Annotated in this window: 25 protein-coding genes, 2 rRNA genes and 2 other annotated features (1 of these 29 running past the window's edge); all 27 genes read right to left on the bottom strand. The window is 38.8% G+C overall.

Going from position 1 to position 26027, the window contains the following annotated elements; all coding sequences use genetic code 11:
- Positions 1-37: 37 nt before the first annotated feature.
- Entirely contained in the window at positions 38-3571 is a 3534-nt protein-coding gene (gene rpoB / locus I6L50_RS04435; protein WP_002113316.1) for a DNA-directed RNA polymerase subunit beta, read from the bottom strand.
- Between the two features lie 291 nt (positions 3572-3862).
- On the bottom strand, positions 3863-4462 hold the full coding sequence (locus I6L50_RS04440; RefSeq protein ID WP_002124684.1) for a class I SAM-dependent methyltransferase: 600 nt from the start codon (positions 4460-4462) through the stop codon (positions 3863-3865).
- A 76-nt stretch (positions 4463-4538) separates the two neighbouring features.
- Positions 4539-4898: a 50S ribosomal protein L7/L12 gene (gene rplL / locus I6L50_RS04445; RefSeq protein WP_002009788.1), complete on the bottom strand. Its 360-nt coding sequence runs from the start codon at positions 4896-4898 to the stop codon at positions 4539-4541.
- Positions 4899-4965: 67 nt separating this feature from the next.
- Entirely contained in the window at positions 4966-5466 is a 501-nt protein-coding gene (gene rplJ / locus I6L50_RS04450) for a 50S ribosomal protein L10 (RefSeq protein ID WP_002009790.1), read from the bottom strand.
- A 39-nt stretch (positions 5467-5505) separates the two neighbouring features.
- Positions 5506-5651: a sequence feature (ribosomal protein L10 leader region), on the bottom strand.
- Between the two features lie 49 nt (positions 5652-5700).
- Positions 5701-6393, bottom strand: a complete 693-nt coding sequence (gene rplA, locus I6L50_RS04455; protein WP_002009792.1) for a 50S ribosomal protein L1 — start codon at positions 6391-6393, stop codon at positions 5701-5703.
- 180 nt (positions 6394-6573) lie between these two features.
- Entirely contained in the window at positions 6574-6999 is a 426-nt protein-coding gene (gene rplK / locus I6L50_RS04460) for a 50S ribosomal protein L11 (protein WP_001085872.1), read from the bottom strand.
- Between the two features lie 168 nt (positions 7000-7167).
- Complete coding sequence (nusG, locus tag I6L50_RS04465) at positions 7168-7701, bottom strand: transcription termination/antitermination protein NusG (RefSeq protein ID WP_002009795.1); 534 nt, start codon at positions 7699-7701, stop codon at positions 7168-7170.
- A gap of 120 nt (positions 7702-7821) precedes the next feature.
- Positions 7822-8001, bottom strand: a complete 180-nt coding sequence (gene secE, locus I6L50_RS04470; protein ID WP_097898943.1) for a preprotein translocase subunit SecE — start codon at positions 7999-8001, stop codon at positions 7822-7824.
- A gap of 32 nt (positions 8002-8033) precedes the next feature.
- Positions 8034-8180: a 50S ribosomal protein L33 gene (gene rpmG / locus I6L50_RS04475; RefSeq protein WP_012260172.1), complete on the bottom strand. Its 147-nt coding sequence runs from the start codon at positions 8178-8180 to the stop codon at positions 8034-8036.
- Positions 8181-8308: 128 nt separating this feature from the next.
- Positions 8309-8968, bottom strand: coding sequence for an RNA polymerase factor sigma-70 (locus tag I6L50_RS04480; protein WP_002009799.1), 660 nt, complete (start codon positions 8966-8968; stop codon positions 8309-8311).
- A gap of 67 nt (positions 8969-9035) precedes the next feature.
- Positions 9036-9548 (bottom strand): NYN domain-containing protein, encoded by a 513-nt coding sequence (locus tag I6L50_RS04485; protein ID WP_002009801.1) that lies wholly within the window; start codon positions 9546-9548, stop codon positions 9036-9038.
- 3 nt (positions 9549-9551) lie between these two features.
- Positions 9552-10295: a 23S rRNA (guanosine(2251)-2'-O)-methyltransferase RlmB gene (rlmB, locus tag I6L50_RS04490; protein ID WP_002091503.1), complete on the bottom strand. Its 744-nt coding sequence runs from the start codon at positions 10293-10295 to the stop codon at positions 9552-9554.
- Entirely contained in the window at positions 10292-10699 is a 408-nt protein-coding gene (locus I6L50_RS04495) for a Mini-ribonuclease 3 (protein ID WP_002009804.1), read from the bottom strand. Before I6L50_RS04495 ends, rlmB begins: the two co-directional genes overlap by 4 nt.
- A gap of 2 nt (positions 10700-10701) precedes the next feature.
- Positions 10702-12099, bottom strand: coding sequence for a cysteine--tRNA ligase (gene cysS, locus I6L50_RS04500; RefSeq protein WP_002191705.1), 1398 nt, complete (start codon positions 12097-12099; stop codon positions 10702-10704).
- Positions 12080-12745 carry a serine O-acetyltransferase gene (gene cysE / locus I6L50_RS04505; RefSeq protein ID WP_002091498.1) on the bottom strand — a complete coding sequence of 222 codons (666 nt, stop codon included), beginning with the start codon at positions 12743-12745 and terminating at the stop codon, positions 12080-12082. Before cysE ends, cysS begins: the two co-directional genes overlap by 20 nt.
- Positions 12746-12882: 137 nt before the next feature.
- Positions 12883-13128 (bottom strand) — a binding site (T-box leader).
- Between the two features lie 47 nt (positions 13129-13175).
- Positions 13176-14633, bottom strand: coding sequence for a glutamate--tRNA ligase (gene gltX, locus I6L50_RS04510; RefSeq protein WP_002091496.1), 1458 nt, complete (start codon positions 14631-14633; stop codon positions 13176-13178).
- An 89-nt stretch (positions 14634-14722) separates the two neighbouring features.
- The gene (ispF, locus tag I6L50_RS04515; protein WP_000488386.1) at positions 14723-15199 is read right to left on the bottom strand and encodes a 2-C-methyl-D-erythritol 2,4-cyclodiphosphate synthase; all 477 of its coding nucleotides are present in this window, start codon (positions 15197-15199) and stop codon (positions 14723-14725) included.
- 113 nt (positions 15200-15312) lie between these two features.
- Positions 15313-15993: a 2-C-methyl-D-erythritol 4-phosphate cytidylyltransferase gene (gene ispD, locus I6L50_RS04520; protein ID WP_113938451.1), complete on the bottom strand. Its 681-nt coding sequence runs from the start codon at positions 15991-15993 to the stop codon at positions 15313-15315.
- Between the two features lie 16 nt (positions 15994-16009).
- Positions 16010-17113 (bottom strand): PIN/TRAM domain-containing protein, encoded by a 1104-nt coding sequence (locus I6L50_RS04525; RefSeq protein WP_002063406.1) that lies wholly within the window; start codon positions 17111-17113, stop codon positions 16010-16012.
- A gap of 160 nt (positions 17114-17273) precedes the next feature.
- Positions 17274-18347 carry a DNA integrity scanning diadenylate cyclase DisA gene (gene disA / locus I6L50_RS04530; RefSeq protein ID WP_000392162.1) on the bottom strand — a complete coding sequence of 358 codons (1074 nt, stop codon included), beginning with the start codon at positions 18345-18347 and terminating at the stop codon, positions 17274-17276.
- A gap of 3 nt (positions 18348-18350) precedes the next feature.
- Complete coding sequence (radA, locus tag I6L50_RS04535; RefSeq protein WP_002009817.1) at positions 18351-19727, bottom strand: DNA repair protein RadA; 1377 nt, start codon at positions 19725-19727, stop codon at positions 18351-18353.
- 94 nt (positions 19728-19821) lie between these two features.
- Positions 19822-22257, bottom strand: coding sequence for an ATP-dependent protease ATP-binding subunit ClpC (gene clpC / locus I6L50_RS04540; protein ID WP_002063405.1), 2436 nt, complete (start codon positions 22255-22257; stop codon positions 19822-19824).
- Positions 22258-22279: 22 nt separating this feature from the next.
- The gene (gene mcsB, locus I6L50_RS04545) at positions 22280-23344 is read right to left on the bottom strand and encodes a protein-arginine kinase McsB (protein WP_113938452.1); all 1065 of its coding nucleotides are present in this window, start codon (positions 23342-23344) and stop codon (positions 22280-22282) included.
- Between the two features lie 4 nt (positions 23345-23348).
- The gene (gene mcsA, locus I6L50_RS04550) at positions 23349-23897 is read right to left on the bottom strand and encodes a protein-arginine kinase activator protein McsA (protein ID WP_002009823.1); all 549 of its coding nucleotides are present in this window, start codon (positions 23895-23897) and stop codon (positions 23349-23351) included.
- Positions 23898-24066: 169 nt separating this feature from the next.
- Positions 24067-24528, bottom strand: coding sequence for a transcriptional regulator CtsR (ctsR, locus tag I6L50_RS04555; RefSeq protein ID WP_002029353.1), 462 nt, complete (start codon positions 24526-24528; stop codon positions 24067-24069).
- A gap of 213 nt (positions 24529-24741) precedes the next feature.
- Positions 24742-24857, bottom strand: a 5S ribosomal RNA gene (gene rrf, locus I6L50_RS04560).
- 50 nt (positions 24858-24907) lie between these two features.
- A 23S ribosomal RNA gene (locus I6L50_RS04565) occupies positions 24908-26027 on the bottom strand; it runs 1802 nt beyond the window's last position.

Genomic DNA, 26027 nt, shown 5'->3' on the forward strand with positions numbered 1-26027 from the left:
GGGGCCTACCTCCCTTTTAGTCTACAGGTTATCCCAATTATTCCTTAGTTGTCTCAACTTCAACATTCAATTTATCTGCTGATTGATGATCATCGTCATCTTCCGTATCACGCATTTCAATTTCTGTATCGTTGATAGACATCATTTTAACGTCCATACCTAAACTTTGCAGTTCTTTAATCAATACTTTGAATGATTCAGGAACACCTGGTTCTGGAACATTTTCACCTTTAACAATTGCTTCATACGTCTTAACACGTCCAATAACATCATCAGACTTCACTGTTAAGATTTCTTGAAGAGTATAAGCAGCACCATAAGCTTCAAGTGCCCAAACCTCCATCTCACCGAAACGCTGTCCACCGAACTGAGCTTTACCTCCAAGAGGTTGCTGCGTTACAAGTGAGTATGGTCCAGTAGAACGAGCATGAAGTTTATCGTCAACCATGTGCGCAAGTTTGATCATATACATGACACCAACAGATACACGGTTATCGAATGGCTCACCAGTACGTCCGTCATACAGGATTGTTTTCGCGTCATTTGCCATACCAGCTTCTTCAATTGTGCCCCATACATCTTCCTCACGAGCACCATCGAATACTGGTGTTGCAATGTGAATGCCAAGGTATCTTGCTGCCATACCAAGATGAAGCTCTAATACCTGACCGATATTCATACGAGATGGTACCCCTAATGGGTTTAACATGATATCGATTGGCGTACCATCTGGTAAGTAAGGCATATCTTCTTCCGGTAAAATACGGGAAATAACACCTTTGTTACCATGACGACCGGCCATTTTGTCACCTTCAGAAATTTTACGCTTTTGAACGATATATGCACGTACAAGTTGATTCACGCCTGGTGGCAATTCATCGCCATCTTCACGGTTAAACACTTTTACGTCTAATATAATACCGCCACCACCGTGTGGTACACGTAGTGATGTATCACGTACTTCACGTGCTTTTTCACCGAAGATTGCATGTAATAGACGTTCTTCTGCCGTTAATTCTGTTACACCTTTTGGCGTTACTTTACCAACAAGTAGATCTCCATCTTTTACTTCAGCACCGACGCGAATAATACCGCGCTCGTCAAGATTACGAAGTGCATCTTCTCCAACATTCGGGATATCACGTGTAATTTCTTCTGGTCCAAGCTTCGTATCACGAGCTTCTGATTCATATTCTTCAATATGGATAGAAGTGTACACATCATCTTTTACAAGGCGCTCACTCATGATGATCGCATCCTCATAGTTATAACCGTCCCATGTCATAAAGCCAACAAGCACGTTACGTCCAAGCGCCAGTTCACCTAGTTCCATAGAAGGACCATCCGCAAGGATTTCACCTTTTACAACTTGGTCTCCAACACTTACGATTGGACGTTGGTTGTAGCAAGTTCCTTGGTTAGAACGAATGAATTTTTGCATTTTGTAGCGATCTAAGTCGCCTTTTACTGTTTGACCGTCAACGTCTACATAGCGACGTACCCAAACTTCACGTGCTTCTACGCGCTCAACAACACCAGGCTGTTTACAGATTACTGCAGCACCTGAGTCTTTTGCTGATACGTACTCCATACCTGTACCTACAATCGGAGATTCCGGATTTATTAACGGAACCGCCTGACGTTGCATGTTCGCTCCCATAAGTGCGCGGTTAGAGTCATCGTTTTCTAAGAACGGAATACAAGCTGTCGCTGCCGACACTACTTGTTTTGGAGATACATCCATGTAGTCGATGCGTTCTTTATTTGTGACAATGTTTTCACCACGGAAACGAGCTACGATATCTTCATCAAGGAATTCCCCTACTTCAGATAATTTCATATTCGCTTGGGCTACAACATAGTTATCTTCTTCATCTGCTGTTAAATAATCAACCTGCCCTGTTACAAGACCAGTTTCTGGGTCAACACGACGGTATGGCGTTTCAATGAAACCAAACTCATTTACTTTCGCAAACGAAGATAATGAGTTAATCAAACCGATGTTTGGTCCCTCTGGCGTTTCAATTGGACACATACGACCATAGTGAGAGTAGTGAACGTCACGTACTTCAAAGCCTGCGCGCTCACGCGTTAAACCACCGGGTCCTAATGCAGATAGTCTTCGTTTGTGAGTTAACTCTGCTAATGGGTTTGTTTGATCCATGAACTGAGATAACTGAGAACTTCCGAAGAACTCTTTAATAGATGCAATAACCGGGCGAATGTTAATTAACGCTTGTGGTGTAATTGCATTTGTATCTTGAATCGACATTCTCTCACGAACAACACGTTCCATACGAGAAAGACCGATACGGAATTGGTTTTGTAGTAACTCTCCTACAGAACGCAGACGACGATTTCCTAAGTGGTCAATATCATCTGTATCCCCTACTTTATATAGCAAGTTAAAGAAGTAGCTAATAGAAGCAAGAATATCACCTGGTGTGATGTGTTTTATATCACGAGTAATATTTGCATTCCCAATTACGTTTATAGATCGTTCGCCTTCTGATTCTGGAGCATAAATCTTAATAGATTGCAGCTCAACATCGCCTGCTACCACTCCACCCATTGGTTTCGCTGTTTTGAATCCAATGTTTTTCTCTAAGTAAGGTAGAATGCGATCCAGTGTACGACGATCTAAGACTGTTCCTTCTGCCGCTAAAATTTCACCAGTTTCTGGATCCACCAGTGTTTCAGCTAAACGTTGGTTAAACAATCTGTTTTTAATGTGTAGCTTTTTGTTGATCTTATAGCGACCTACATTTGCTAAATCGTAGCGCTTCGGATCAAAGAAACGAGACACAAGTAAGCTCTTTGCATTTTCTACTGTTGGTGGTTCACCAGGGCGTAGACGCTCATAAATTTCAAGCAATGCTTTCTCTGTGCTATCTGTGTTGTCTTTTTCTAACGTATTGCTTAAGTATTCGTTATCACCTAAAAGCTCGGTGATTTCTTGATCAGAGCCAAACCCTAATGCGCGTAACAAAACAGTTACAGGAAGTTTACGCGTACGGTCAATACGCACATATACAACATCCTTAGCATCTGTTTCATACTCTAACCAAGCTCCGCGGTTTGGAATTACAGTAGCAGTAAAACCACGTTTTCCGTTTTTATCCACTTTGCCACTATAGTATACGCTTGGAGAGCGAACTAACTGGGAAACGATAACACGTTCTGCACCGTTAATTACGAATGTTCCAGTCTCTGTCATGAGTGGGAAATCTCCCATGAACACATCTTGTTCTTTTACTTCACCAGTTTCCTTGTTGATTAGACGCACTTTTACACGAAGTGGTGCTGCATACGTCACATCACGCTCTTTGCATTCTTCTACAGAGTATTTAGGTTCACCCAAGCTGTAGTCGATAAATTCAAGCGATAGATTTCCCGTAAAGTCTTCGATCGGAGAAATGTCTTGGAACATTTCTCGCAAACCCTCATCAAGAAACCACTGATAAGAAGAGGTTTGAATTTCGATAAGATTTGGTAACTCTAATACTTCACTAATACGGGCATAACTTCTTCGTTGGCGGTGGCGTCCGTATTGAACTAGTTGACCTGTCAACTGCTTCACCCCTCAAATCATGAGTATTATAAATGCACAAAAAAATTTGTGCAAAATCACAAATAAATACAACTACTGCTATTAGCGTAGTTTTTTTCTCTTAAAGATAGATACGTTGAGTCTTTCTACCTGCTCAAAAAAGAAAAATGGCTTCTATAAGAAAACCATCATTCTGTTTCATAATCTGCTGATTTTACTATCTTTTCCAAGAGAAGCAAAAATATACATCTTTCTCAACGCAGAAAATCATATATTGGCATTGTATAATGTTAACATAGCCAAAAATAACCGTCAACGCTTTTTTGATTTTATGATATAATATCCTTTTTTCTTTTCTACAACTTCAACTTCAGAAAATACTTCTTCTAGTTTTTTCATCGCAGATGGCGCACCTTGTTTCTTTTGAATAACAATCCACAATTCTCCACCTGAAACTAAATACTCCACAGCCTTTTCTAAAATCTCATGCACGATATCTTTACCAGCACGAATTGGAGGATTAGATAGAATAACAGCATACTTGCCATCTACATTTTCATAGACACTACTTTGCAAAATACGTATATTTTCAATTCTGTTATTAGCGGCATTTTCTTTTGCAAGTCCCAAGGCCCTTTCATTCACATCCACCATGTGAATTTCACGATTTTGAAACTCTTTCGCTAACGACAAACCGATTGGACCGTACCCACATCCTACGTCTAACACATTACCTTTAACATCTGGCATTTGAAACGCTTCAATTAAAAGACGAGAACCAAAGTCCACTTCGTTTTTCGAGAACACCCCATGGTCAGATAAAAAAGTAAATCGAGATTCACGAAGTGTAACTTCCCATCGTTTACGATCACTTTTACTAGAAGGGTCGTTAGAAAAATAATGGTCTGCCATATGGCCACCTCTTTTCTTTACAGTTAAAAAAAAAGCTCGCATAAGAGCGAGCTTTTTTTAAAGCACCAAAAGTTAATTACTTAACTTCTACAGCAGCGCCAACTTCTTCAAGTTTAGCTTTCATTTCTTCAGCTTCCTCTTTAGTAACGCCTTCTTTGATTGCTTTTGGAGTGTTGTCAACTAATTCTTTAGCTTCTTTTAAGCCAAGACCAGTGATTTCACGTACAGCTTTGATAACTTTGATTTTTTGAGCGCCAGCACTTGCAAGTACTACGTCAAATTCAGTTTGCTCAGCAGCAGCTTCACCAGCGCCACCAGCTACAGCTACAGGAGCAGCAGCAGTTACGCCGAATTCTTCCTCGATAGCTTTTACTAAGTCGTTAAGTTCTAATACAGTCATAGATTTAACTGCTTCAATGATTTGTTCTTTAGTCATTGTAAATATCCTCCCTTAAATAGGTTTGTATTGTTTTATAGATAACAAGTAATTATCTTTTAAAAAATTAAGCGCCTTGCTCTTCCTTTTGATCTGCAACTGCTTTAGTAGCAAGTGCAAGGTTACGGATTGGAGCTTGAAGAACGCTAAGAAGCATAGAAAGTAAGCCTTCACGTGATGGAAGAGTAGCGATAGCTTTAACCTCATCAAGTGTTACAAGTTTACCTTCGATTACGCCCGCTTTAATTTCTAAAGCTTCATGATTTTTAGCGAAGTCGTTTAATACTTTCGCAGGAGCAACTACATCCTCGTTACTGAACGCGATTGCGTTTGGTCCTGTTAAGAATTCGTTTAACTCAGCCATTTCAGCAGACTCTGCAGCACGACGAGTTAAAGAGTTTTTGTAAACTTTGAACTCAACGCCAGCTTCACGTAAGTTTTTACGTAATTCTGTTGCTTCAGAAACTGTTAAACCACGGTAGTCAACAACAATTGTAGATTTACTCGCGCGAAGTTTTTCAGCGATTTCAGTTACAACTTGTTGTTTAGTTTCGATTACTTTGCTCATGTTATTACACCTCCTGTAGATTATATAGAAGATGTACCGAAAGTGCACTAAAAACCTCCATGCCCAACTTGTAGACATGGAGGCATATAGTCACAGAAAAAAGATTCCGCTTCGTATATTAACACCTAGGTAGGAAATTAAGTCGAATCGACTCCTACTGTCTACGGTACACTATTAAAATTCACAACATAAATGATTATATTAAAACTTCTTTATGAAGTCAACTTCCAATTTTTACGCAAGTGTAGAAACGTCTACGCGTACGCCAGGTCCCATTGTAGAAGCAACAGTTGCGTTCTTCATGTAAGTACCTTTTGCAGCAGCTGGCTTAGCTTTTTGTAGCGTGTCAGCAATTGTTTTGAAGTTTTCTACTAATTTAGCATCTTCGAAAGATACTTTACCGATTGGAACGTGGATGTTACCAGCTTTATCAACGCGGTATTCAACTTTACCAGCTTTGATTTCGTTAACAGCTTTAGTTACATCGAAAGTAACTGTTCCAGTTTTAGGGTTTGGCATTAAACCTTTAGGTCCTAATACGCGACCAAGTTTACCAACTTCACCCATCATGTCAGGAGTTGCTACTACTACATCGAAATCGAACCAACCTTTTTGGATTTTACCGATGTAATCAGCATCGCCTACGAATTCAGCGCCAGCAGCTTCAGCTTCTTTTGCTTTTTCGCCTTTAGCGAATACTAATACACGTTGTACTTTACCAGTACCGTGTGGAAGAACAACTGCACCACGAATTTGCTGGTCAGCTTTCTTAGGGTCAACACCTAAACGGAATGCAGCTTCTACAGTTGCATCAAATTTAGCTGTGTTTGTTTTCTTTACTAATTCTACTGCTTCTGTTGCAGAGTAAGCAGATGCACGATCAACAAGCTTCGCAGCTTCAACGTACTTTTTACCTCTTTTAGCCATGTTTGTTTCCTCCTTGAATGTGGTTTTAGCGGAATAACCTCCCACGTTTACGCCTTCATTCCGGGAACCCCCGAGGATGTGCGCCCATCCATTTATTTAAAAATGATGATCATTTACGATAATAAAGGTTGCGAATTGGAATTCCAGACCCGCAACCTTTTTTACAAAAAACAAATCGAATTAGTCTTCGATAACGATGCCCATACTGCGCGCAGTACCTTCAACCATACGCATTGCAGCTTCTACGCTAGCAGCGTTTAGGTCAGGCATTTTAGTTTCAGCGATTTCGCGTACTTTATCACGCTTAACAGTTGCCACTTTATTACGGTTTGGTTCACCAGAACCAGACTCAATACCAGCTACTTTCTTAAGAAGAACAGCAGCAGGAGGAGTTTTAGTAATGAAAGTGAATGAACGGTCCTCAAATACCGTAATTTCAACAGGGATGATAAGACCAGCTTGATCAGCTGTACGAGCGTTAAACTCTTTACAGAAGCCCATGATGTTAACACCTGCTTGTCCTAATGCTGGACCAACCGGCGGAGCTGGATTAGCTTTACCTGCAGGAATCTGAAGTTTTACCATTTTAATTACCTTTTTAGCCACGAGACACACCTCCTTAAGTCCGTGATGTGGTCAATTGGGCAGTGATTTGCCCTCCCACTTCATATTTTATCATAATGATAAAATCTTTTTCAAAAAACGTCTCCGTTACCGAAGACGTACTGACTTAAAAGATATTATCACTTTTTACAATTCATTTCAAGTTTCATTTTATAATTTTTCGATTTGATGGAAATCAAGTTCAACCGGAGTCTCGCGACCGAACATGTCTACAAGCACGCTAACTTTTTTCTTTTCCACATCAATTTCTTCAATCGCACCTGTATAATCCGCGAATGGTCCCTCATTTACACGCACTGTTTCATGAAGTTCAAATTCGAAATCAACCACTTCATTGTCCATTCCCATATGCTTCATGATGGTAACCACTTCCTCTTCTAATAGAGGCGATGGTTTAGATCCTGAACCAGAAGAACCGACAAAACCTGTTACACCTGGCGTGTTACGAACAACATACCAAGAATCGTCAGTCATGATTAGTTCTACTAATACGTAACCTGGGAACACTTTTCTTTTCGTTATTTTTTCTTTACCATTTTTCATTTCTACTTCTACTTCTTCCGGGACAACAACACGGAAAATTTTATCTTGCATACCCATTGATTCTACACGTTTCTCTAGGTTTGCTTTTACTTTATTTTCATATCCAGAATAAGTATGGACAACATACCAACTTTTTTCCATTCATTTAGGACGAGCGTCCTTCCCTCCCTGACGTACATTTTTTTGCGCAAATGAAAAAACCCGTTCACCGGGCTTTTACACAGTTCTTATAAATAACATTATATCATGGATAAGTGCTTCTTATTCAAGAATTAACCGAATTAAAGAAGAAATGCCCATATCAACCACTGCGAAGAAAATCGCAAAGAACACAACTGTCGCGATAACAGTCGTTGTTGAGCGGAGTAATTCATCTTTTTTAGGCCAACTTACTTTTTTCATTTCGCGACCTACATCGCCGAAAAAGTTCGTTAAACGCATCTACGGGACCTCCAGTGTATTATTTCAATTATTTATTTTGTTTCTTTGTGAACTGTATGCTTATTGCATGTTTTACAAAACTTCTTTATCTCAAGTCGCTCTACTGAGCTCGTATCTTTCATCGTAGAGTAGTTTCGATTTTTACACTCTTCACATGAGAGTACAACTTTTTTCCTCATTAGTTACACCAACCTTGTAACATTGTCCCTAAAAATGTATCATACAACAAAAGATAATGTCAATGTCATGACTTTCACTCTCTTAACAAAAAGAAAACAGGTGAATTATTTTACACCTGCGGCACTTGCTATGAATTTAAAGTTGTACTCTCTCTCATCTCCATATATCTTTCTAATTTCCTTTTTACACGCTGCAATGCGTTATCAATAGATTTCACGTGCCTGTTTAACTGTTCTGAAATTTCTTGATAGGAACGACCATCTAAGTATAAAGAGAGCACTTTTCTTTCTAAATCGCTTAATAATTCAGATATTTTTGATTCTATGTCTGTATATTCTTCCTGACTTATAATCATCTCTTCTGGATCAGTTACTTTCGATTCCGAAATAACATCTAATAATGTTCGATCAGATTCCTCATCGTAAATTGGCTTGTCTAAAGACACATACGAATTTAACGGAATATGTTTTTGCCTTGTTGCTGTTTTAATAGCGGTAATAATTTGTCGAGTGATACACAGTTCAGCAAATGCTTTGAACGAAGACAGCTTGTCCCCTTTATAATCACGAATGGCTTTAAACAATCCAATCATGCCTTCTTGAACAATATCTTCTCGATCGGCACCCACTAAGAAATAAGATCTTGATTTCGCGCGAACAAAGTTCTTATATTTGTGAATTAAATATTCTAGAGCGTCAGTATTACCTTTTCGAACTAACTCAACGATTGCCTCATCCTCTAAATCACGAAATGTAACGTCGCCTACACTTACGAAGCCTGCTTCCACCTTGATCCCTCCGACCGCTATATATTTAGCAATATTATACAGTAAAAAGATAAAGAGCGTCAATGCTTCAACGCTCTCCTCTTCTTAATTTTTCTAATTTTTCTGTAATATCCTCACTAAATATCTTTCGCATGGCGGGTTGCTTTTCTTTCGTGTCTTTGGTACACCTTCTTACTTGTTGTTCCATCGCTTGCACTTCTAACTCTAATTCACGCGCAGATTTTCGAAGTGCACCTTGCGCAAATATAATCCATTGCTCCGTATAATCCGAAGTTGCAACGTATATTTGTGTATTTATATTTCTAAGCTCAATTGCAAGTTGTTCTATCTTTTCATCTGCAGTTTGATTTTTTCTCGTGAATATTACTTCCACCCGTGATTGTTTCATCTTTTTTTCAATACCATAGACTGTATAGGCATCAAAGACAATCATTACCTTTGTGCCTGTATAGCCTTGATAATCCGCCATCTTATCAATAAGTGCGTCTCTTGATGACTGCAAATCTACATCCCGCAGTTTCTTCAAGTCTCCCCAAGCCCCGATAATGTTGTAACCGTCAACGATTAAAATATCGTTCATTTTTTATTTACCAATTTCGTGACGTTTACGATATACCTCATACATTAACAAACTTGCGGCTACTGAAGCATTTAAGGATGTAACTTTACCGACCATCGGTAAAGTAATTAGGAAATCACACTTTTCACCAATAATACGACTCATACCTTTTCCTTCACTACCAATTACTAGTCCGATTGGCATATTACCATCTAAATTACGGTAATCTGTTTTCCCTTTGGCATCTGTACCAGCAATCCAAAGTCCACGTTCTTTTAATTCATCAATTGTACGCGATAAATTTGTTACACGTGCAACAGGAATATATTCAATTGCCCCAGTCGACGCTTTCGCAACTGACGCTGTAAGTCCCACCGCTCTTCTTTTTGGAATAATAACCCCATGAGCCCCTGTTGCATCCGCAGTACGCATAATAGAACCTAAGTTATGTGGGTCTTCAATTTCATCTAAAATTAAGAAGAATGGATCTTCATTGCGTTTTTCTGCTAATTTAAACAAATCCTCTAACTCAGCATATTGATATGCAGCTACTTGAGCAATTACACCTTGATGATTACCCTCAACCAATTGATCTAATTTCTTCTTTGGTGCATGTTGCAAAATAACCTTATTCTCTTTTGCTAATGCTAGTACAATTTGCACTTGTCCTTTGGCAGCGCCTTCCGCTACCAAAATTTTATTAATATCTCGCCCCGCTCTTAAAGCTTCAATTACAGGGTTACGTCCGATAATATATTCACTACTCATGATGATGTGCTCCCTTCCTTTTCTTCCAAAACGTCAATCGCCTTATATACAATCTCGTCCAATCTTTCACGATTATTCAACAAGTGATGATAACCGATTAGCGCTTCAAAGGCTGTACTGTGTCGATATGTTTGTACATCTGTATTTTTTGGAACAGTACCCGAATTCGCATTACGCCCTCTTCTTAATACCGCCTCTTCCTCTTCTGTCAAAAATGCCGTTTCTAATAAATGATAAACAACTTTCGCCTGTGCTTTTGCCGAAACAAAGCCCGTCCCTAAGCGATGTAATTGATTAGGGCGAACTGTCCCCTTTTGAAGGAGGTGATAGCGGATATATTGCTCATATACCGCATCACCCATATATGCTAAAGCTAAGCTGTTCAATTGCTTTGCATCAATCATTCTTATCCTCTTTTCCATCTTGTACCTTGAGCGGTATCTTCTAAAATAATATTACGTCCCTTTAAATCATCGCGAATTTGATCAGATAGTGCGAAGTCACGATTTTGACGAGCTTCAATACGCTTTTGGATTAGTGCTTCAATTTCTTCATCAAGCAACTCTTCTTGCGCTAATTCTAATCCTAAAATACTAAATAATGTTTCAAGTTGTTTTACATACGCTTCAATTACAACTTTAGAAGTATGTTCTTCTAACAAATATTGATTTGCGTAATTTGCTACGTTATATAATTCAGTAATCGCATTAGCCGTATTGAAATCATCATCCATCGCTTCTTCGAATGCAACCTGGAACTTTTCCATTTCAGCTAACCATTTTTCATTATGGTCCGTTAAATCCGTGCTACTTTCCATACGATGCTTTAAGTTACCGTAAGCTGTTTTAATTCTTTCTAGCCCATTATTAGTACTTTGCAATAAATCCTCGCTAAAGTTAATTGGGTGACGGTAATGTACCGATAGCATAAAGAACCTGATTAACTGTGGATCATATTGTTTAATGATATCGTGAACTAAAATGAAGTTTCCAAGCGACTTAGACATCTTCTCGTTATTAATATTAATATATCCGTTATGCATCCAATAACGTGCAAATGTTTTTCCTGTCAACGCCTCAGACTGCGCAATTTCATTTTCATGATGAGGAAATGCTAAATCTTGACCACCAGCATGAATATCAATTGTATCCCCTAAATATTTACGCGCCATTGCTGAGCATTCAATATGCCACCCTGGGCGTCCTTTCCCCCAAGGGCTTTCCCAGAAGATTTCTCCTTCTTTCGCAGCTTTCCATAAAGCAAAGTCAAGAGGGTCTTGTTTCTTTTCTCCTACTTCAATACGTGCACCGTGACGTAAGTCTGCAATCGGTTGATGTGATAATTTACCGTAACCTTCGAATTCTTTCGTTTTAAAGTACACATCACCTTCTGATTCATATGCATACCCTTTATTCACAAGTTCTTGAATAAATTCAATAATGATATCCATATTTTCCGTTACACGTGGATGAACCGTTGCATGTTTGCAACCTAGTGCCGTTACATCTTCAAAGTAAGCTTCAACAAAACGATCTGCAATTGTTGGCACATCTTCACCTAATTCATTTGCCGCCTTAATTAATTTATCATCCACGTCAGTAAAGTTAGATACATACTGCACATCATATCCTTTATATTCTAAGTAACGGCGTACTGTATCAAACACCATAGGTGGTCTTGCATTCCCAATGTGAATGTAGTTATACACTGTAGGTCCGCACACATACATCTTTACCTTATTTTCTTCTAATGGCATAAACTCTTCTTTTTGACGCGTTAACGTATTATAAATGTGAATAGTCATTTTTATCCTTCCTTCCTACCTTTACTTCGAGTTGCTTTCTCAATTTATCAAGTTCTACTTCCATAACCTTTAATTTATCAAAAATCGGATCCGGAAGATCAGAATGATTTAATTCTTGACCAATCTTTACTCCATTTTGAATAACGACTCGGCCAGGTATACCTACAACTGTAGAATGCGCAGGAACTTCCTTTAACACGACAGATCCTGCTCCAATTTTAGAATTCTCTCCAATAGTAATAGAACCTAGTACTTTAGCACCTGTTGCAATTAATACATTATCCTGAATTGTAGGGTGCCTCTTTCCTTTTTCTTTACCTGTACCACCTAATGTGACACCTTGATAAATTGTTACGTTTTCGCCAATTTCACACGTTTCTCCAATTACAACCCCCATTCCATGATCAATGAAAAAACGACGACCAATAGTTGCTCCTGGATGAATCTCAATGCCAGTAAAAAAACGACTAACTTGCGAAATCCAACGTGCCATAAAGAAAAAATTCCTTTTATAAAAAGCATGTGCAATTCGATGGGCCCAAACTGCATGTAATCCAGAGTAAGTTAAAATGACTTCGAAATAACTTCTTGCCGCTGGATCCTGTTCAAAAACGACTTCAATATCTTCCCGAAGCCTCTTAAACATCGATGTTCCCTCCCCTTTATGGGCTGCTTTTTTCGAGTGAACTAACTCCCCACTTCCCCCTAAATCTTTATACAAGGGGATAAAACTTATACTCACACCATTTACATGGTATAAAAAAAAGACGCCTCTGTCATATAGACAGAGACGCCTTTTAAGCGCGGTTCCACTCTGTTTAGGCTAAAGAAGCCTCAAACTCATCCATGATAACGGTTTACACCGCTTCTGTTTACTTTGCGCCCTAAGACGTTCCGCGAAATACTTCGCTGTTCAACAGAAGACTCGAAGGGGCATTTCAAAAATCCGCTTATAAACCACTTCCAGCCTAAGGGTGGTTCTCTCTGTAAAAAGCCTGATTTTCTACTTCTCCTTCTCGTCGCTTTTCCTTATTAGATTTTAGATATACTTATTATATTGCTAAACCTAGAAAATGTTAACCAATTACTTTTTGAATACGATTTAAAACTTTTTCTTTTCCAAGAAGAGCAATAGCGTTAGGAAGCTCTGGACCATGTGTTTGTCCAGTAGTAGCAACACGGATTGGCATAAATAGGTTTTTACCTTTATGTCCTGTTTCTTTTTGAACTGCTTTAATAGCCGCCTTAACTGCCGCTGGCTCCATTGCTTCTAAGGCTTCTAATTGATCGGCAAATGCACGAAGTACTTCAGGTACTTGTTCACCTTTCAATACTTCTTGTCCCTCTTCTTCATGATCAACATGATCTTTAAAGAACATTTCAGAAAGCTCTACAATTTCAGCTCCAAAGCTCATTTGGTCATGATATAAAGCAATTACATCACGAACCCACGCTTGTTCTTGTTCGCTTAAGTTTTCACCTACGCGACCCGCTTTTACTAAATGCGGTAAGCTTAGTTCAACAACCGTATCTAAATCTTGTTTTTTCATATATTGGTTGTTCATCCATTTTAGTTTTTGGGAATCAAATAATGCAGGTGATTTTGATAAACGAGCTGCATCAAACATTTTGATAAACTCATCTTGAGAGAAGACTTCTTCTTCACCTACTGGTGACCAACCTAGTAATGCAATAAAGTTAAAGATTGCTTCTGGAAGATATCCAAGCTCTTTATATTGCTCAATAAATTGAATAATAGATTCGTCACGCTTACTTAGCTTTTTACGGCTTTCGTTTACAATTAAAGTCATATGACCGAACTTCGGGATATCCCAACCGAAAGCTTCATAAATCATCATTTGTTTTGGCGTGTTTGAAATATGATCATCACCACGAAGCACGTGTGTAATCTCCATTAAGTGATCATCTACCGCTACCGCAAAGTTATAAGTTGGAATTCCATCTTTTTTCACGATAACGAAATCACCAAAATCATTTGAATGGAATGCAACTTCATCTTTTACGAGATCTTTAAACGTGTAGTCGCTATCAGCCGGCACACGGAAGCGAATACTTGGAATACGGCCTTCAGCCTCAAATCCTTTAATTTGCTCCTCAGTTAAATCACGGTGGTTTCCTGCATAACGCGGTGTTTCACCACGAGCGATTTGCCCTTCACGCTCTGCTTCTAGCTCTTCTTCTGTCATATAACATTTGTAAGCTAAATCACGCTCTAATAAATCTTTATATAATTTTTTATAAATATCTAAACGCTCTGTTTGACGATATGGTCCAAATTCACCACCAACATCAACACCTTCATCCCAGTCCATACCGAGCCATTTCAAGTATTTTAATTGGCTTTCTTCTCCACCAGCAACATTACGTTTCACATCAGTATCTTCAATACGAATAATAAACTTACCATCTTGATGACGAGCAAATAAATAATTAAATAATGCCGTACGCGCATTTCCGATATGTAAGTGTCCTGTTGGACTTGGCGCATAGCGCACTCTCACTTGCTTTTCCATAATTGGTACACCTTCCAATCTTAATGTCAACACATTCTATAATTGTACACCAAAAAAATGTGATTTTCCATCTTACGAATTAAAAACCACTATTTTTTCTGTAATAAAACAACCGCTTGAGAAGCAATCCCTTCTTCTCTACCTGTAAATCCTAATTTTTCTGTTGTTGTTGCCTTTACATTAATATTATCAATAGACGTTTCTAATAGTTCACTAATGCGTTTACGCATGCTTTCAATATGCGGTGCCATTTTTGGCTTTTGGGCAATAATTGTACAATCTAGGTTACCTAGCTCATAACCTTGTTCACGCACAAATTCCCAAACCTTTTGTAACAATACGGCTGAATCCGCATCTTTAAAGGCAGGATCTGTATCAGGAAAATGTTTTCCAATATCTCCTGCTGCAATTGCTCCTAGACATGCGTCAGCAATCGTATGTAACAATACATCTGCATCCGAGTGACCGATTAATCCTTTTTCATGAGGAATTGTAATTCCGCCGATAATTAACGGTCTACCTTCCGCAAATTCATGTACATCAAAACCTTGTCCAATTCGAAACATTCTTTACATCCTCCTCAATCTAAACTACTTTATGAATTCTATATTATATTGCTATCTCTATAAAGAAAAGCCCGGCAACTGCCGAGCTTTTCTTTACTATAATACCATCACTTCTATTTCTTCTGAACATGAAGGAAACTTTCAGCAATTAGTAAATCCTCTGGAGTCGTCACTTTAATATTATAGTAACTCCCCTCTACTACGCCTACTTTCTTCCCTACACGTTCTACGAGACTTGCATCATCTGTACCAAGAAAACAATTTTGCTTTGCACTTCTATGAGCTTCTAATAAAAGAGGAACAGAAAATCCTTGTGGTGTTTGAACCGCTTTAAGCTGAGAACGTTCTACCGTTTCAACAACAACACCCTGTTCTACTTTCTTAATGGTATCCTTCACTGGCACCGCACAAATGGAAGCACCATATTTCTCTGCTGCAGTTAATACATCTTGCATCATCTTATTCGTTACGAACGGGCGCGCACCATCGTGTACGAGAACATATTCAACACCACTCACATACTGAAGCGCATTATACACACTATCTTGTCTTTCGGCCCCACCTTGAATAAATTGCACCTGCTTTTCAACCGGGTACTTCTGCATTAACTCCTCAAAATAAGGGCGTTCCTCTTCGTTAATCGCCATGATAATACGTTTACATGCTTTATCTTTTTCAAAAGCACGTAATGTATGCACAATGATAGGTACTCCATTTATAAGTAAGAACAACTTATTTTTGCCAGCACCCATCCGTTTCCCTTGACCAGCTGCCGGAATAATTAACGTATACATATTAATAATCCTCTACTTATAATGCTTTTTCTAATAATTTACGTTTTGCGAAAATCATACGACCAGCCGATGTTTGCAACACACTTGTAACTAGTACATTAAGTTGCGAACCGACATATTCTCTACCATCTTCTACTACAATCATCGTGCCATCATCTAAGTATGCAACACCTTGATTTTGTTCTTTACCATCTTTCACAACATAAACACTTAATTCTTCACCAGGGAGTACGACTGGTTTAATTGCATTTGCTAAATCGTTAATGTTTAACACTGTTACTCCTTGTAGTTCAGAAACTTTGTTTAAGTTGAAATCATTTGTTACAACAGTTCCACCAGTGATTTTAGCTAACTTTACAAGCTTGCTATCCACCTCTTGGATATCCTCAAAATCGCCTTCATAAATTTCCACCGGAATTGGTAGCTCTTTTTGAATACGATTTAAAATGTCTAATCCTCTGCGACCACGATTACGCTTTAAAGCATCAGAAGAATCGGCAATATGCTGAAGCTCTTCTAATACGAATTGTGGAATCACAATTGTTCCTTCTAAAAACTTCGTTTGGCAAATATCCGCAATACGTCCATCAATAATTACACTTGTATCGAGAATTTTCCAATGAGTTGTAGATTTTTCTACCTCTACCTCTTCGTTCTCGCTATTGTTTTTCTTCTTACCTCCACGCTGGGGTAATGTAAATAATCCTAGCAATTCATTTCTCTTTTTAAATCCTACTTGGAATCCTAAATAACCAAGTAAAAGAGTAAAGAACACTTGTAATACTGTACTAATGACTGGAATCGTGAATTCACGAATTGGTATCAAAATTAAATATGCAACAATAAGACCAGAGATCAACCCTAATGTACCAAATAAAACATCCGCTACCGGTGCCTTTACAAGGGCTTCTTCGATATGTTTAATAAGTTGAACAATATAATCTACAAGCCAAAATGTTGTTAAAAATAAAATAATTGCACCAATAATTGCACGAACGTACGATCCCTCAAGCAAAGGAACAGCACCGACGTCCAATACATTAATAACTTTTGGGATTAGAAAAATCCCTAACGCTCCCCCGATTACTAAAAAGAAGAGCTGTACGATTCTTTTTAACATCCAACCACCTCCTACTCATTATTAACCATTGTTTTGCTAATCAAAACGCCGAATGCAAAAGCGGACGTGTTTTTTTGTAAATAGTTTTATTTACCAATATACCATATCATATAACAAAAATGTTCTAGTGTCGTTATATTATGGAATCAATGTAATATTCTTAATTGTGTCTACTCATATAGAGATGCTCTTGAATTCTTTTTAGGCCCTCTCGTATTTTCTTCGCCCTAACTTCCCCAATTCCTTCCACATCATCCAATTCATTAATAGTTGCACGACAAACACCTTGCAATGTTTTAAATCGATTAATTAAATTTTCAATGATAAGTGGTGGAACACGAGAAATTTTGCTTGCGATTCGGTATCCCCTCGGTGTCACGCTTTCTTCTAAGCTCATTTGCCCTGGATAGCCGAGCAATTTAACTAAATCGCTATCCTCTAAAAGCTGTGTATTTGCAAGATCTTGTAACTTTTTCAAAATTTGATGGTGATCCTGCGTTTTTTCTTGATAATAATCCTTAATTAATAACGCTGCCTCTGCTTCTAAGTCGGCTAGTAATTCTGTAAGTTGTAAACGAATTAACCTTCCTTCCGTTCCTAACTCATGAATGTAGCTCACTATTTCATTTTTAATACGCAGTACCATTTCAACACTATGTAAAACGTGAACTACCTCGGACATTGTAACGACCTCTTCAAATTCTAGAATGCCCAAATTCGTAATCCCATCATTCCATACAGCTTTATATTTTTCTAACGTTTGAATAGCTTGGTTTGCCTTTGTTAAAATTACACCTATATCTTTTAGTGTATAACGTAAGTTCCCTTGATATAGTGTAATTACGTTACGTCTTTGTGAAATAGCCACAACAAGGCTAGCCGTCTGCTTTGCTACACGCTCTGCCGTTCGGTGACGCATACCTGTTTCAATAGAATCAATGGATGGATCTGGAACTAATTGTGCATTTGCAATTAAAATTTTGCTCCCAGTTTCATTTAAAATAAGTGCCCCATCCATTTTTGCTAATTCATATAAACTAGCCGGTGAGAATGCACAATTAATGTGAAATCCTCCATCAACAATACTTTTAATCTGCTCATTATACCCAAGAACAATTAGCCCTCCAGTTTGCGCACGAAGTACGTTATCTATCCCCTCGCGTAGTGGTGTTCCTGGGGCAACAAGCTGTAGAATATTAATCATACTTTTGACACGTTGCTTGTTTTCCTCCATAGCCTAGCCTCCTAATGTCAAACGAAGCGCTTCTCCTAAATTAGAAACACCTACTACCTCAATCCCATCTGGAATTGTCCATCCTCCCAAATTTTTTCTAGGAATAATAGCACGTTGAAATCCTAATTTCGCTGCTTCTTGTACACGTTGTTCAATTCTTGATACTCTTCTTATTTCTCCAGTTAGGCCTACTTCTCCTATTACCGCATCGGCTGGTGCAGTAGCTTTATCTCTGAAACTTGAAGCAATACTTAAGGCGACAGCTAAATCGATTGCTGGTTCATCTAATTTCAAGCCACCCGCAACTTTTAAATATGCGTCTTGATTTTGCAACAATAAACCTGTTCTTTTTTCTAGCACTGCCATAATAAGTGAAACGCGGTTATGATCAATTCCCGTCGCCATTCTTCGAGGATTTCCAAAACTAGTAGGGGAGATTAATGCTTGTATTTCTACTAAAACCGGTCTTGTTCCTTCCATTGAAGCAACCACTGTGGATCCTGCAACTCCAACTGGACGTTCCTCAAGGAAAATTTCAGAAGGATTTAGTACTTCTGCAAGACCTAGTTCCTTCATTTCAAAGATACCCATTTCATTTGTGGAACCAAAACGGTTCTTCACAGCTCGCAAAATACGATATGTATGGTGACGATCTCCTTCAAAGTAAAGAACTGCATCAACCATATGTTCTAGCATACGTGGTCCTGCAATTGCCCCTTCTTTTGTCACATGTCCGACGATAAAAATAGGAATCCCTTTCGTCTTTGCAAGTTTCATTAATTCCGCTGTACATTCACGTACTTGCGTTACACTCCCTGGGGCTGACGTCACTTCAGGTAAATGTATCGTCTGAATGGAGTCAATAACAACAAAAGCTGGATTCATCTCTTCAATGTGCGCTGCAATTCTCTGTAAATCAGTCTCTGCTACAACAAATAGATTACTACCCTTTACATGCAAACGATCTGCACGAAGTTTGATCTGCTTTGCTGACTCCTCACCTGATATGTATAGCACATCATATGAAGAATCTGCTAATTGCGATGAAATTTGTAATAACAATGTTGATTTCCCAATCCCAGGGTCTCCACCAATAAGTACTAAAGATCCATCTACAATCCCGCCACCAAGTACACGGTTAAACTCTTGAAATTTTGTTTCAATACGCGCCTCAGACTTTGTTTCTACCTCTGTTAAGCGTCTTGGTTTTGTTACTTCTGATTGAATTGCATTGGCATAATTAAGGCGTCTTGATGATACAACTGGTTCCATCTCTTCAACAAGCGTATTCCATTGACCACATCCAGGACATTTCCCCATATATTTTGGCGACTGATAACCACATTCTTGACATGTAAATTTTGTTTTCTTTTTAGCCATATCTTTTATAGTTCACTTCACTTTCATCTACAAACGTTTATCCTTCTCGTACAAGAAAGAGGGCTATCGCGTAGCCCTCTTTGTTTGTCTATACTTATTTTACCTTTTCCGCACTATGAATGACAAATGATTCTCCTTCTATATCAAAGATAACTTTTTGTCCTTTCTCAATAGCACCTTTTAACAGTTCTTCTGATAGTCTATCTTCTACATGTTTTTGAATTGCTCTACGAAGCGGACGAGCACCGTACTCTCGATCAAATCCTTTATCAGCAATTGCTGAAATTGCTCCTTCTGTTAAATGCAATTCAATCTCTTGTTCTTTTAAGCGATTCACTAACTGATTCACCATAAGAGTTACAATTTCTTGAATATGTTTTTTCTCAAGCATATGGAACACGATAATTTCATCAATACGGTTTAAGAATTCTGGACGAAATGCTTTTTTCAATTCATCCATTACTTTACCTTTCATATCTGAATAATCGCGGCTCTCATCTTGTACGTTAAATCCAAGATGTTTATTACGTTTTAATGCGTCTGCACCAACATTAGATGTCATAATAACAATTGTATTACGGAAATCAACTGTACGTCCTTTAGAATCTGTTAAACGGCCATCTTCTAATACTTGTAGTAAAATATTAAACACATCAGGATGAGCTTTCTCTACTTCATCCAATAAGACAACTGAATATGGCTTACGACGAACTTTCTCTGTTAATTGTCCACCTTCTTCATATCCAACATATCCTGGAGGAGATCCAACTAAACGAGAAGTAGAATGCTTTTCCATGTACTCAGACATATCGATGCGGATCATTGCATCCTCATCACCGAACATAGATTCCGCTAATGCCCTTGCTAGTTCTGTTTTACCTACACCAGTAGGTCCTAGGAAAATAAATGAGCCAATTGGACGTTTCGGATCTTTTAATCCCGCTCTCGCACGACGAACAGCTTTTGCCACAGCTACAACTGCTTCATCCTGCCCAATTAAACGATCATGTAAAATTGATTCCAAGTTTAATAATTTATCTGTCTCTGTTTGTGCAAGTTTAGAAACTGGAATACGTGTCCATGTGGAAACGACATTTGCAATATCTTCTACTGTTACTTCTGAGTTTTCTTGTCCTTGTTTCTCTTTCCACTGACGCTTTGTATCTTCTAACTTTTCACGTAAACGTTGTTCCATATCACGTAAGGAAGCAGCCTTTTCAAATTCTTGGCTTTGTACAGCTGCATCTTTTTCTTTTCTAATTTCCTCAAGCTTCACTTCAAGCTCTTTTAAGTTTGGCGGTGTTGTATACGAACGTAAGCGCACTTTTGATGCAGCCTCGTCAATTAAATCGATTGCTTTATCAGGTAAAAAACGGTCTGTAATGTAACGATCTGAAAGTTTTACAGCCGCATCGATTGCATCATCTGTAATAGATACGCGGTGATGCGCCTCATAACGGTCACGTAAACCTTTTAAAATTTGAACTGATTCTTCTAAGTTTGGTTCATCAACATGAATTGGTTGGAAACGTCTTTCTAATGCCGCATCCTTTTCAATATATTTACGATATTCGTCTAAAGTTGTTGCACCAATACATTGTAATTCACCACGTGCTAAAGATGGTTTTAAAATATTCGATGCATCAATTGCACCTTCCGCCCCTCCTGCACCAATTAACGTATGAAGCTCATCAATAAATAGGATGATGTTACCAGCTTGGCGAATCTCATCCATCACTTTCTTTAAACGATCCTCAAACTCACCACGATATTTTGTTCCAGCAACAACTGTACCCATATCTAATGTCATAACACGCTTATCTCTTAAAGTTTCAGGAACTTCATTATTTACAATTTGCTGTGCTAATCCTTCCGCAATTGCTGTCTTACCTACACCAGGTTCTCCAATTAATACTGGATTGTTTTTTGTTCTACGGCTTAACACTTCAATTACACGTTGAATTTCTTTACTACGTCCAATAACAGGATCTAAACGATTTTCACGTGCAACAACTGTTAAATCACGTGCTAGACTGTCAAGTGTAGGTGTATTCGCATTTGTTGATGAACCACCCTGGTGACCTGAACTAGCTTCATTACTTCCAAGAAGTTGTAACACTTGTTGTCTTGCCTTATTTAGGCTTACACCTAAATTATTTAAAACGCGTGCTGCTACACCTTCACCTTCACGGATTAAACCAAGTAAAATATGTTCTGTTCCAACGTAGGAATGGCCTAGCTTACGAGCTTCGTCCATAGACAACTCAATAACTTTTTTAGCACGAGGTGTGTAATGTACTGTTTGAGAAGCTTCTGTTCCACGCCCAATTAATGCTTCTACCTCTTTTTGAACTTTCTCTGGACTTAATCCAAGAGCAATTAACGCTTTTGCTGCAATTCCTTCACCTTCGCGTACAAGCCCAAGTAAAATATGTTCTGTTCCAATATTATTATGCCCAATGCGAATTGCTTCCTCTTGAGATAAAGCTAATACTTTCTGTGCTCGTTCTGTAAATCTTCCAAACATCATAGAAATCGCCTCCTACTTGCGCTTAATTTTGTTTAATTCGTAATCGCTCACGGATTAAGGTTGCTCTTCGATAATCTCTTTCTTCTGGTCCTAAAGGTCCTCCTGCATATTGTTGCAAAATGCCTGGCTGAGTAAGAACCATTAACTCAGTTAAAATATTTCTCGATATACCTTGTATATATCCTAAGTCAATACCAAGCCGTACATCTGATAAGCAAGTGGCTGCTTCTGCAGATTGAATTAAACGACTGTTAGCTAGTATTCCGTAAGAACGATATACTTTATCTTCAAGCTCGATACTTGAATTTTGTACAATTAATTCTCTAGCCATTTTTTCTTGATGGATGATTTGTTGAATGACACTCTTTAAATCTGCAATAATATCTTCTTCTGATTTCCCTAGTGTCATTTGATTTGACACTTGAAATATATTACCTAACGCTTCGCTACCTTCACCGTATATTCCTCTTACTACTAACCCTAATTTTTGAATTACTTGTATAATACGGTTAATTCTTTTCGTTAAAACCAGTCCCGGCAAATGAATCATTACCGAAGCCCTTAATCCTGTACCGACGTTAGTGGGGCAACTCGTAATATATCCAAGCGATTCATCAAAAGCATATTCAACCTGTTCCTCGATCCAATTATCTATTTGATTGGCACTTTGAAGCGCCTCTGATAACTGTAAACCTGAAAATAGGCACTGAATCCTAACATGATCCTCTTCATTAAGCATGATACTTATATGTTCACTTTCTGATAGTAGGCATGCTCCGTATTCTGTTCCTGCAAGATTTGGACTAATTAAATGCTTCTCAACTAAAACTCTCCTTTGAAGAGGATTTAATTCATTCATTTTTAATAGTTCAAACTCCCCAAAAGGTTCTACAGGTTTATTTATAAACTTCTTCTTAAATAACTCGTGAATCTGTTTAGCTTCTTCCTCGTTTTGCATAGTAGAGAATTGATATTTTTTAAAATTACGAGCCAAACGAATTCGACTACTTAAAACAATATCAGAATCAGGGCCATCTCCCTTCATCCATGGACTAATCGCTTCATTCATGATTCTGTCCAGTGACATAGAACTATTCCCCCTCTCTATGCTCACTAAGCTGATTTACAAGACCTCGAATTTTATCTCGTACTTCAGCCGCTTTCTCAAATTCCTCTTTCTGTACATATTGTTTCAGATTGAGTTTTAGTTCATCTAATTCTTTCTTTAAGTAGATATTTCCTTCTATACGTTCAGGAATTTTTCCACAATGATCCGTATGCCCACCGTGAAGACGTTTTAACAATGGTTTTAAATGCCCCTTAAATGTATCGTAACAAGAAGCACATCCAAAGCGTCCCACTTTTGTAAATTGTTCATATGTCATCTTACAATTCGGACATCTTGATATATTTGTATTTGAAAATGCATCTTGCCCTTCTTCAAACATTGCTGGTTCACTATGCAATAATCCGGCTAATAGGTCATGGAATGAAAAATTAGACTGCGGTGATTGAAAGAAAGACGTATAGCCACTTTGTTCTGCACATTGCTCGCAAAGATGAACTTCCGCCTTTTTTCCGTTGATTACTTTTGTATAATGTAAAGTTGCTGGTCTTATATTACAGTTTTGACAAGTCATCGCTATCCCCCACCTTTACAACAGGAACGATCTATCTCATGATACTTTTCATACATTACTAGATTGTTCTCTTTCCTTAATCCATTTAGTAAAAGCACATGTCATCTTTCAAAATTCCTACAATATTAAACTGCATTATCTTAGTTATCATTCTTAACAAAAGTTATATTTATTTATATTTCAGTGTTCTTAACATTGCGCATAATATTCGAGCCCTAAGTTCATCTCGAGAAGGAACATCCATTAATAATACAGAACGATCTAGTACGCTTAACATAAGTTTAGCTTCACGATTTGTTATAATCCCCTCTTCTATTAAACGTATAATCATACTTTCAGCATTTCCTTGTGCAACGCTATGATCAATCATATGAAGCATTTGATCAATAATGTCTATATCATCATGCAGTTTGACTTTTATAATGCGAATGTAACCTCCTCCACCTCGTTTACTTTCTACTACAAATCCTCTTTCTAACGTAAAACGGGTATTGATTACATAGTTGATTTGAGATGGCACACAATCGAATCGATCAGCGACCTCATTCCTCTTGATTTCAATCGCATTATTATTGCTTAAGTCAATAACTTGCTTTAGATATTTCTCAATGATATCAGATATATTTCTCATTTATCCGCCACCTTTATTGACTTTGACTATCTTTGACTATAATTATATACGTATTAAAAAAATTTGCAACTCTTTTGCTTATTCACTATCCTAGCCACATTTCACAATCTTTAATCAAAAGGACGATTCTTTAAATAAAGATTTTTTAAATTACTATGAATTATAAAAGAAAACACGAAAAAACACGAGTCAAATGACTCGTGTTTTTAGCTTGCTTGGCGACGTCCTACTCTCACAGGGACAAGGTCCCAACTACCATCGGCGCTAGAGAGCTTAACTTCCGTGTTCGGTATGGGAACGGGTGTGACCTCTCTGCCATCATCACCAAACTGATGAAGGTATATTCCTTCAAAACTAGATAACATTTGCTTCATATTATATGGTTAAGTCCTCGATCTATTAGTATTCGTCAGCTCCACATGTCACCATGCTTCCACCTCGAACCTATCAACCTGATCATCTTTCAGGGATCTTACTAGCTTACGCTATGGGAAATCTCATCTTGAGGGGGGCTTCATGCTTAGATGCTTTCAGCACTTATCCCTTCCGCACATAGCTACCCAGCTATGCCCTTGGCAGAACAACTGGTACACCAGCGGTGCGTCCATCCCGGTCCTCTCGTACTAAGGACAGCTCCTCTCAAATTTCCTGCGCCCACGACGGATAGGGACCGAACTGTCTCACGACGTTCTGAACCCAGCTCGCGTACCGCTTTAATGGGCGAACAGCCCAACCCTTGGGACCGACTACAGCCCCAGGATGCGATGAGCCGACATCGAGGTGCCAAACCTCCCCGTCGATGTGGACTCTTGGGGGAGATAAGCCTGTTATCCCCGGGGTAGCTTTTATCCGTTGAGCGATGGCCCTTCCATGCGGAACCACCGGATCACTAAGCCCGACTTTCGTCCCTGCTCGACTTGTAGGTCTCGCAGTCAAGCTCCCTTATGCCTTTGCACTCTACGAATGATTTCCAACCATTCTGAGGGAACCTTTGGGCGCCTCCGTTACACTTTAGGAGGCGACCGCCCCAGTCAAACTGCCCACCTGACACTGTCTCCCGGGTCGATGAGACCCGTAGGTTAGAATTTCAATACAGTCAGGGCGGTATCCCACCAGCGCCTCCACCGAAGCTAGCGCTCCGGTTTCAATGGCTCCCGCCTATCCTGTACAAACTGTACCAAAATTCAATATCAGGCTACAGTAAAGCTCCACGGGGTCTTTCCGTCCTGTCGCGGGTAACCTGCATCTTCACAGGTACTATAATTTCACCGAGTCTCTGGTTGAGACAGTGCCCAAATCGTTACACCTTTCGTGCGGGTCGGAACTTACCCGACAAGGAATTTCGCTACCTTAGGACCGTTATAGTTACGGCCGCCGTTTACTGGGGCTTCAGTTCAGAGCTTCGCTTACGCTAACCCCTCTCCTTAACCTTCCAGCACCGGGCAGGTGTCAGCCCCTATACTTCGCCTTACGGCTTCGCAGAGACCTGTGTTTTTGCT

The sequence above is a fragment of the Bacillus sp. FDAARGOS_1420 genome (genome assembly GCF_019344915.1).
Classification (GTDB): Bacteria; Bacillota; Bacilli; order Bacillales; family Bacillaceae_G; genus Bacillus_A; species Bacillus_A mycoides.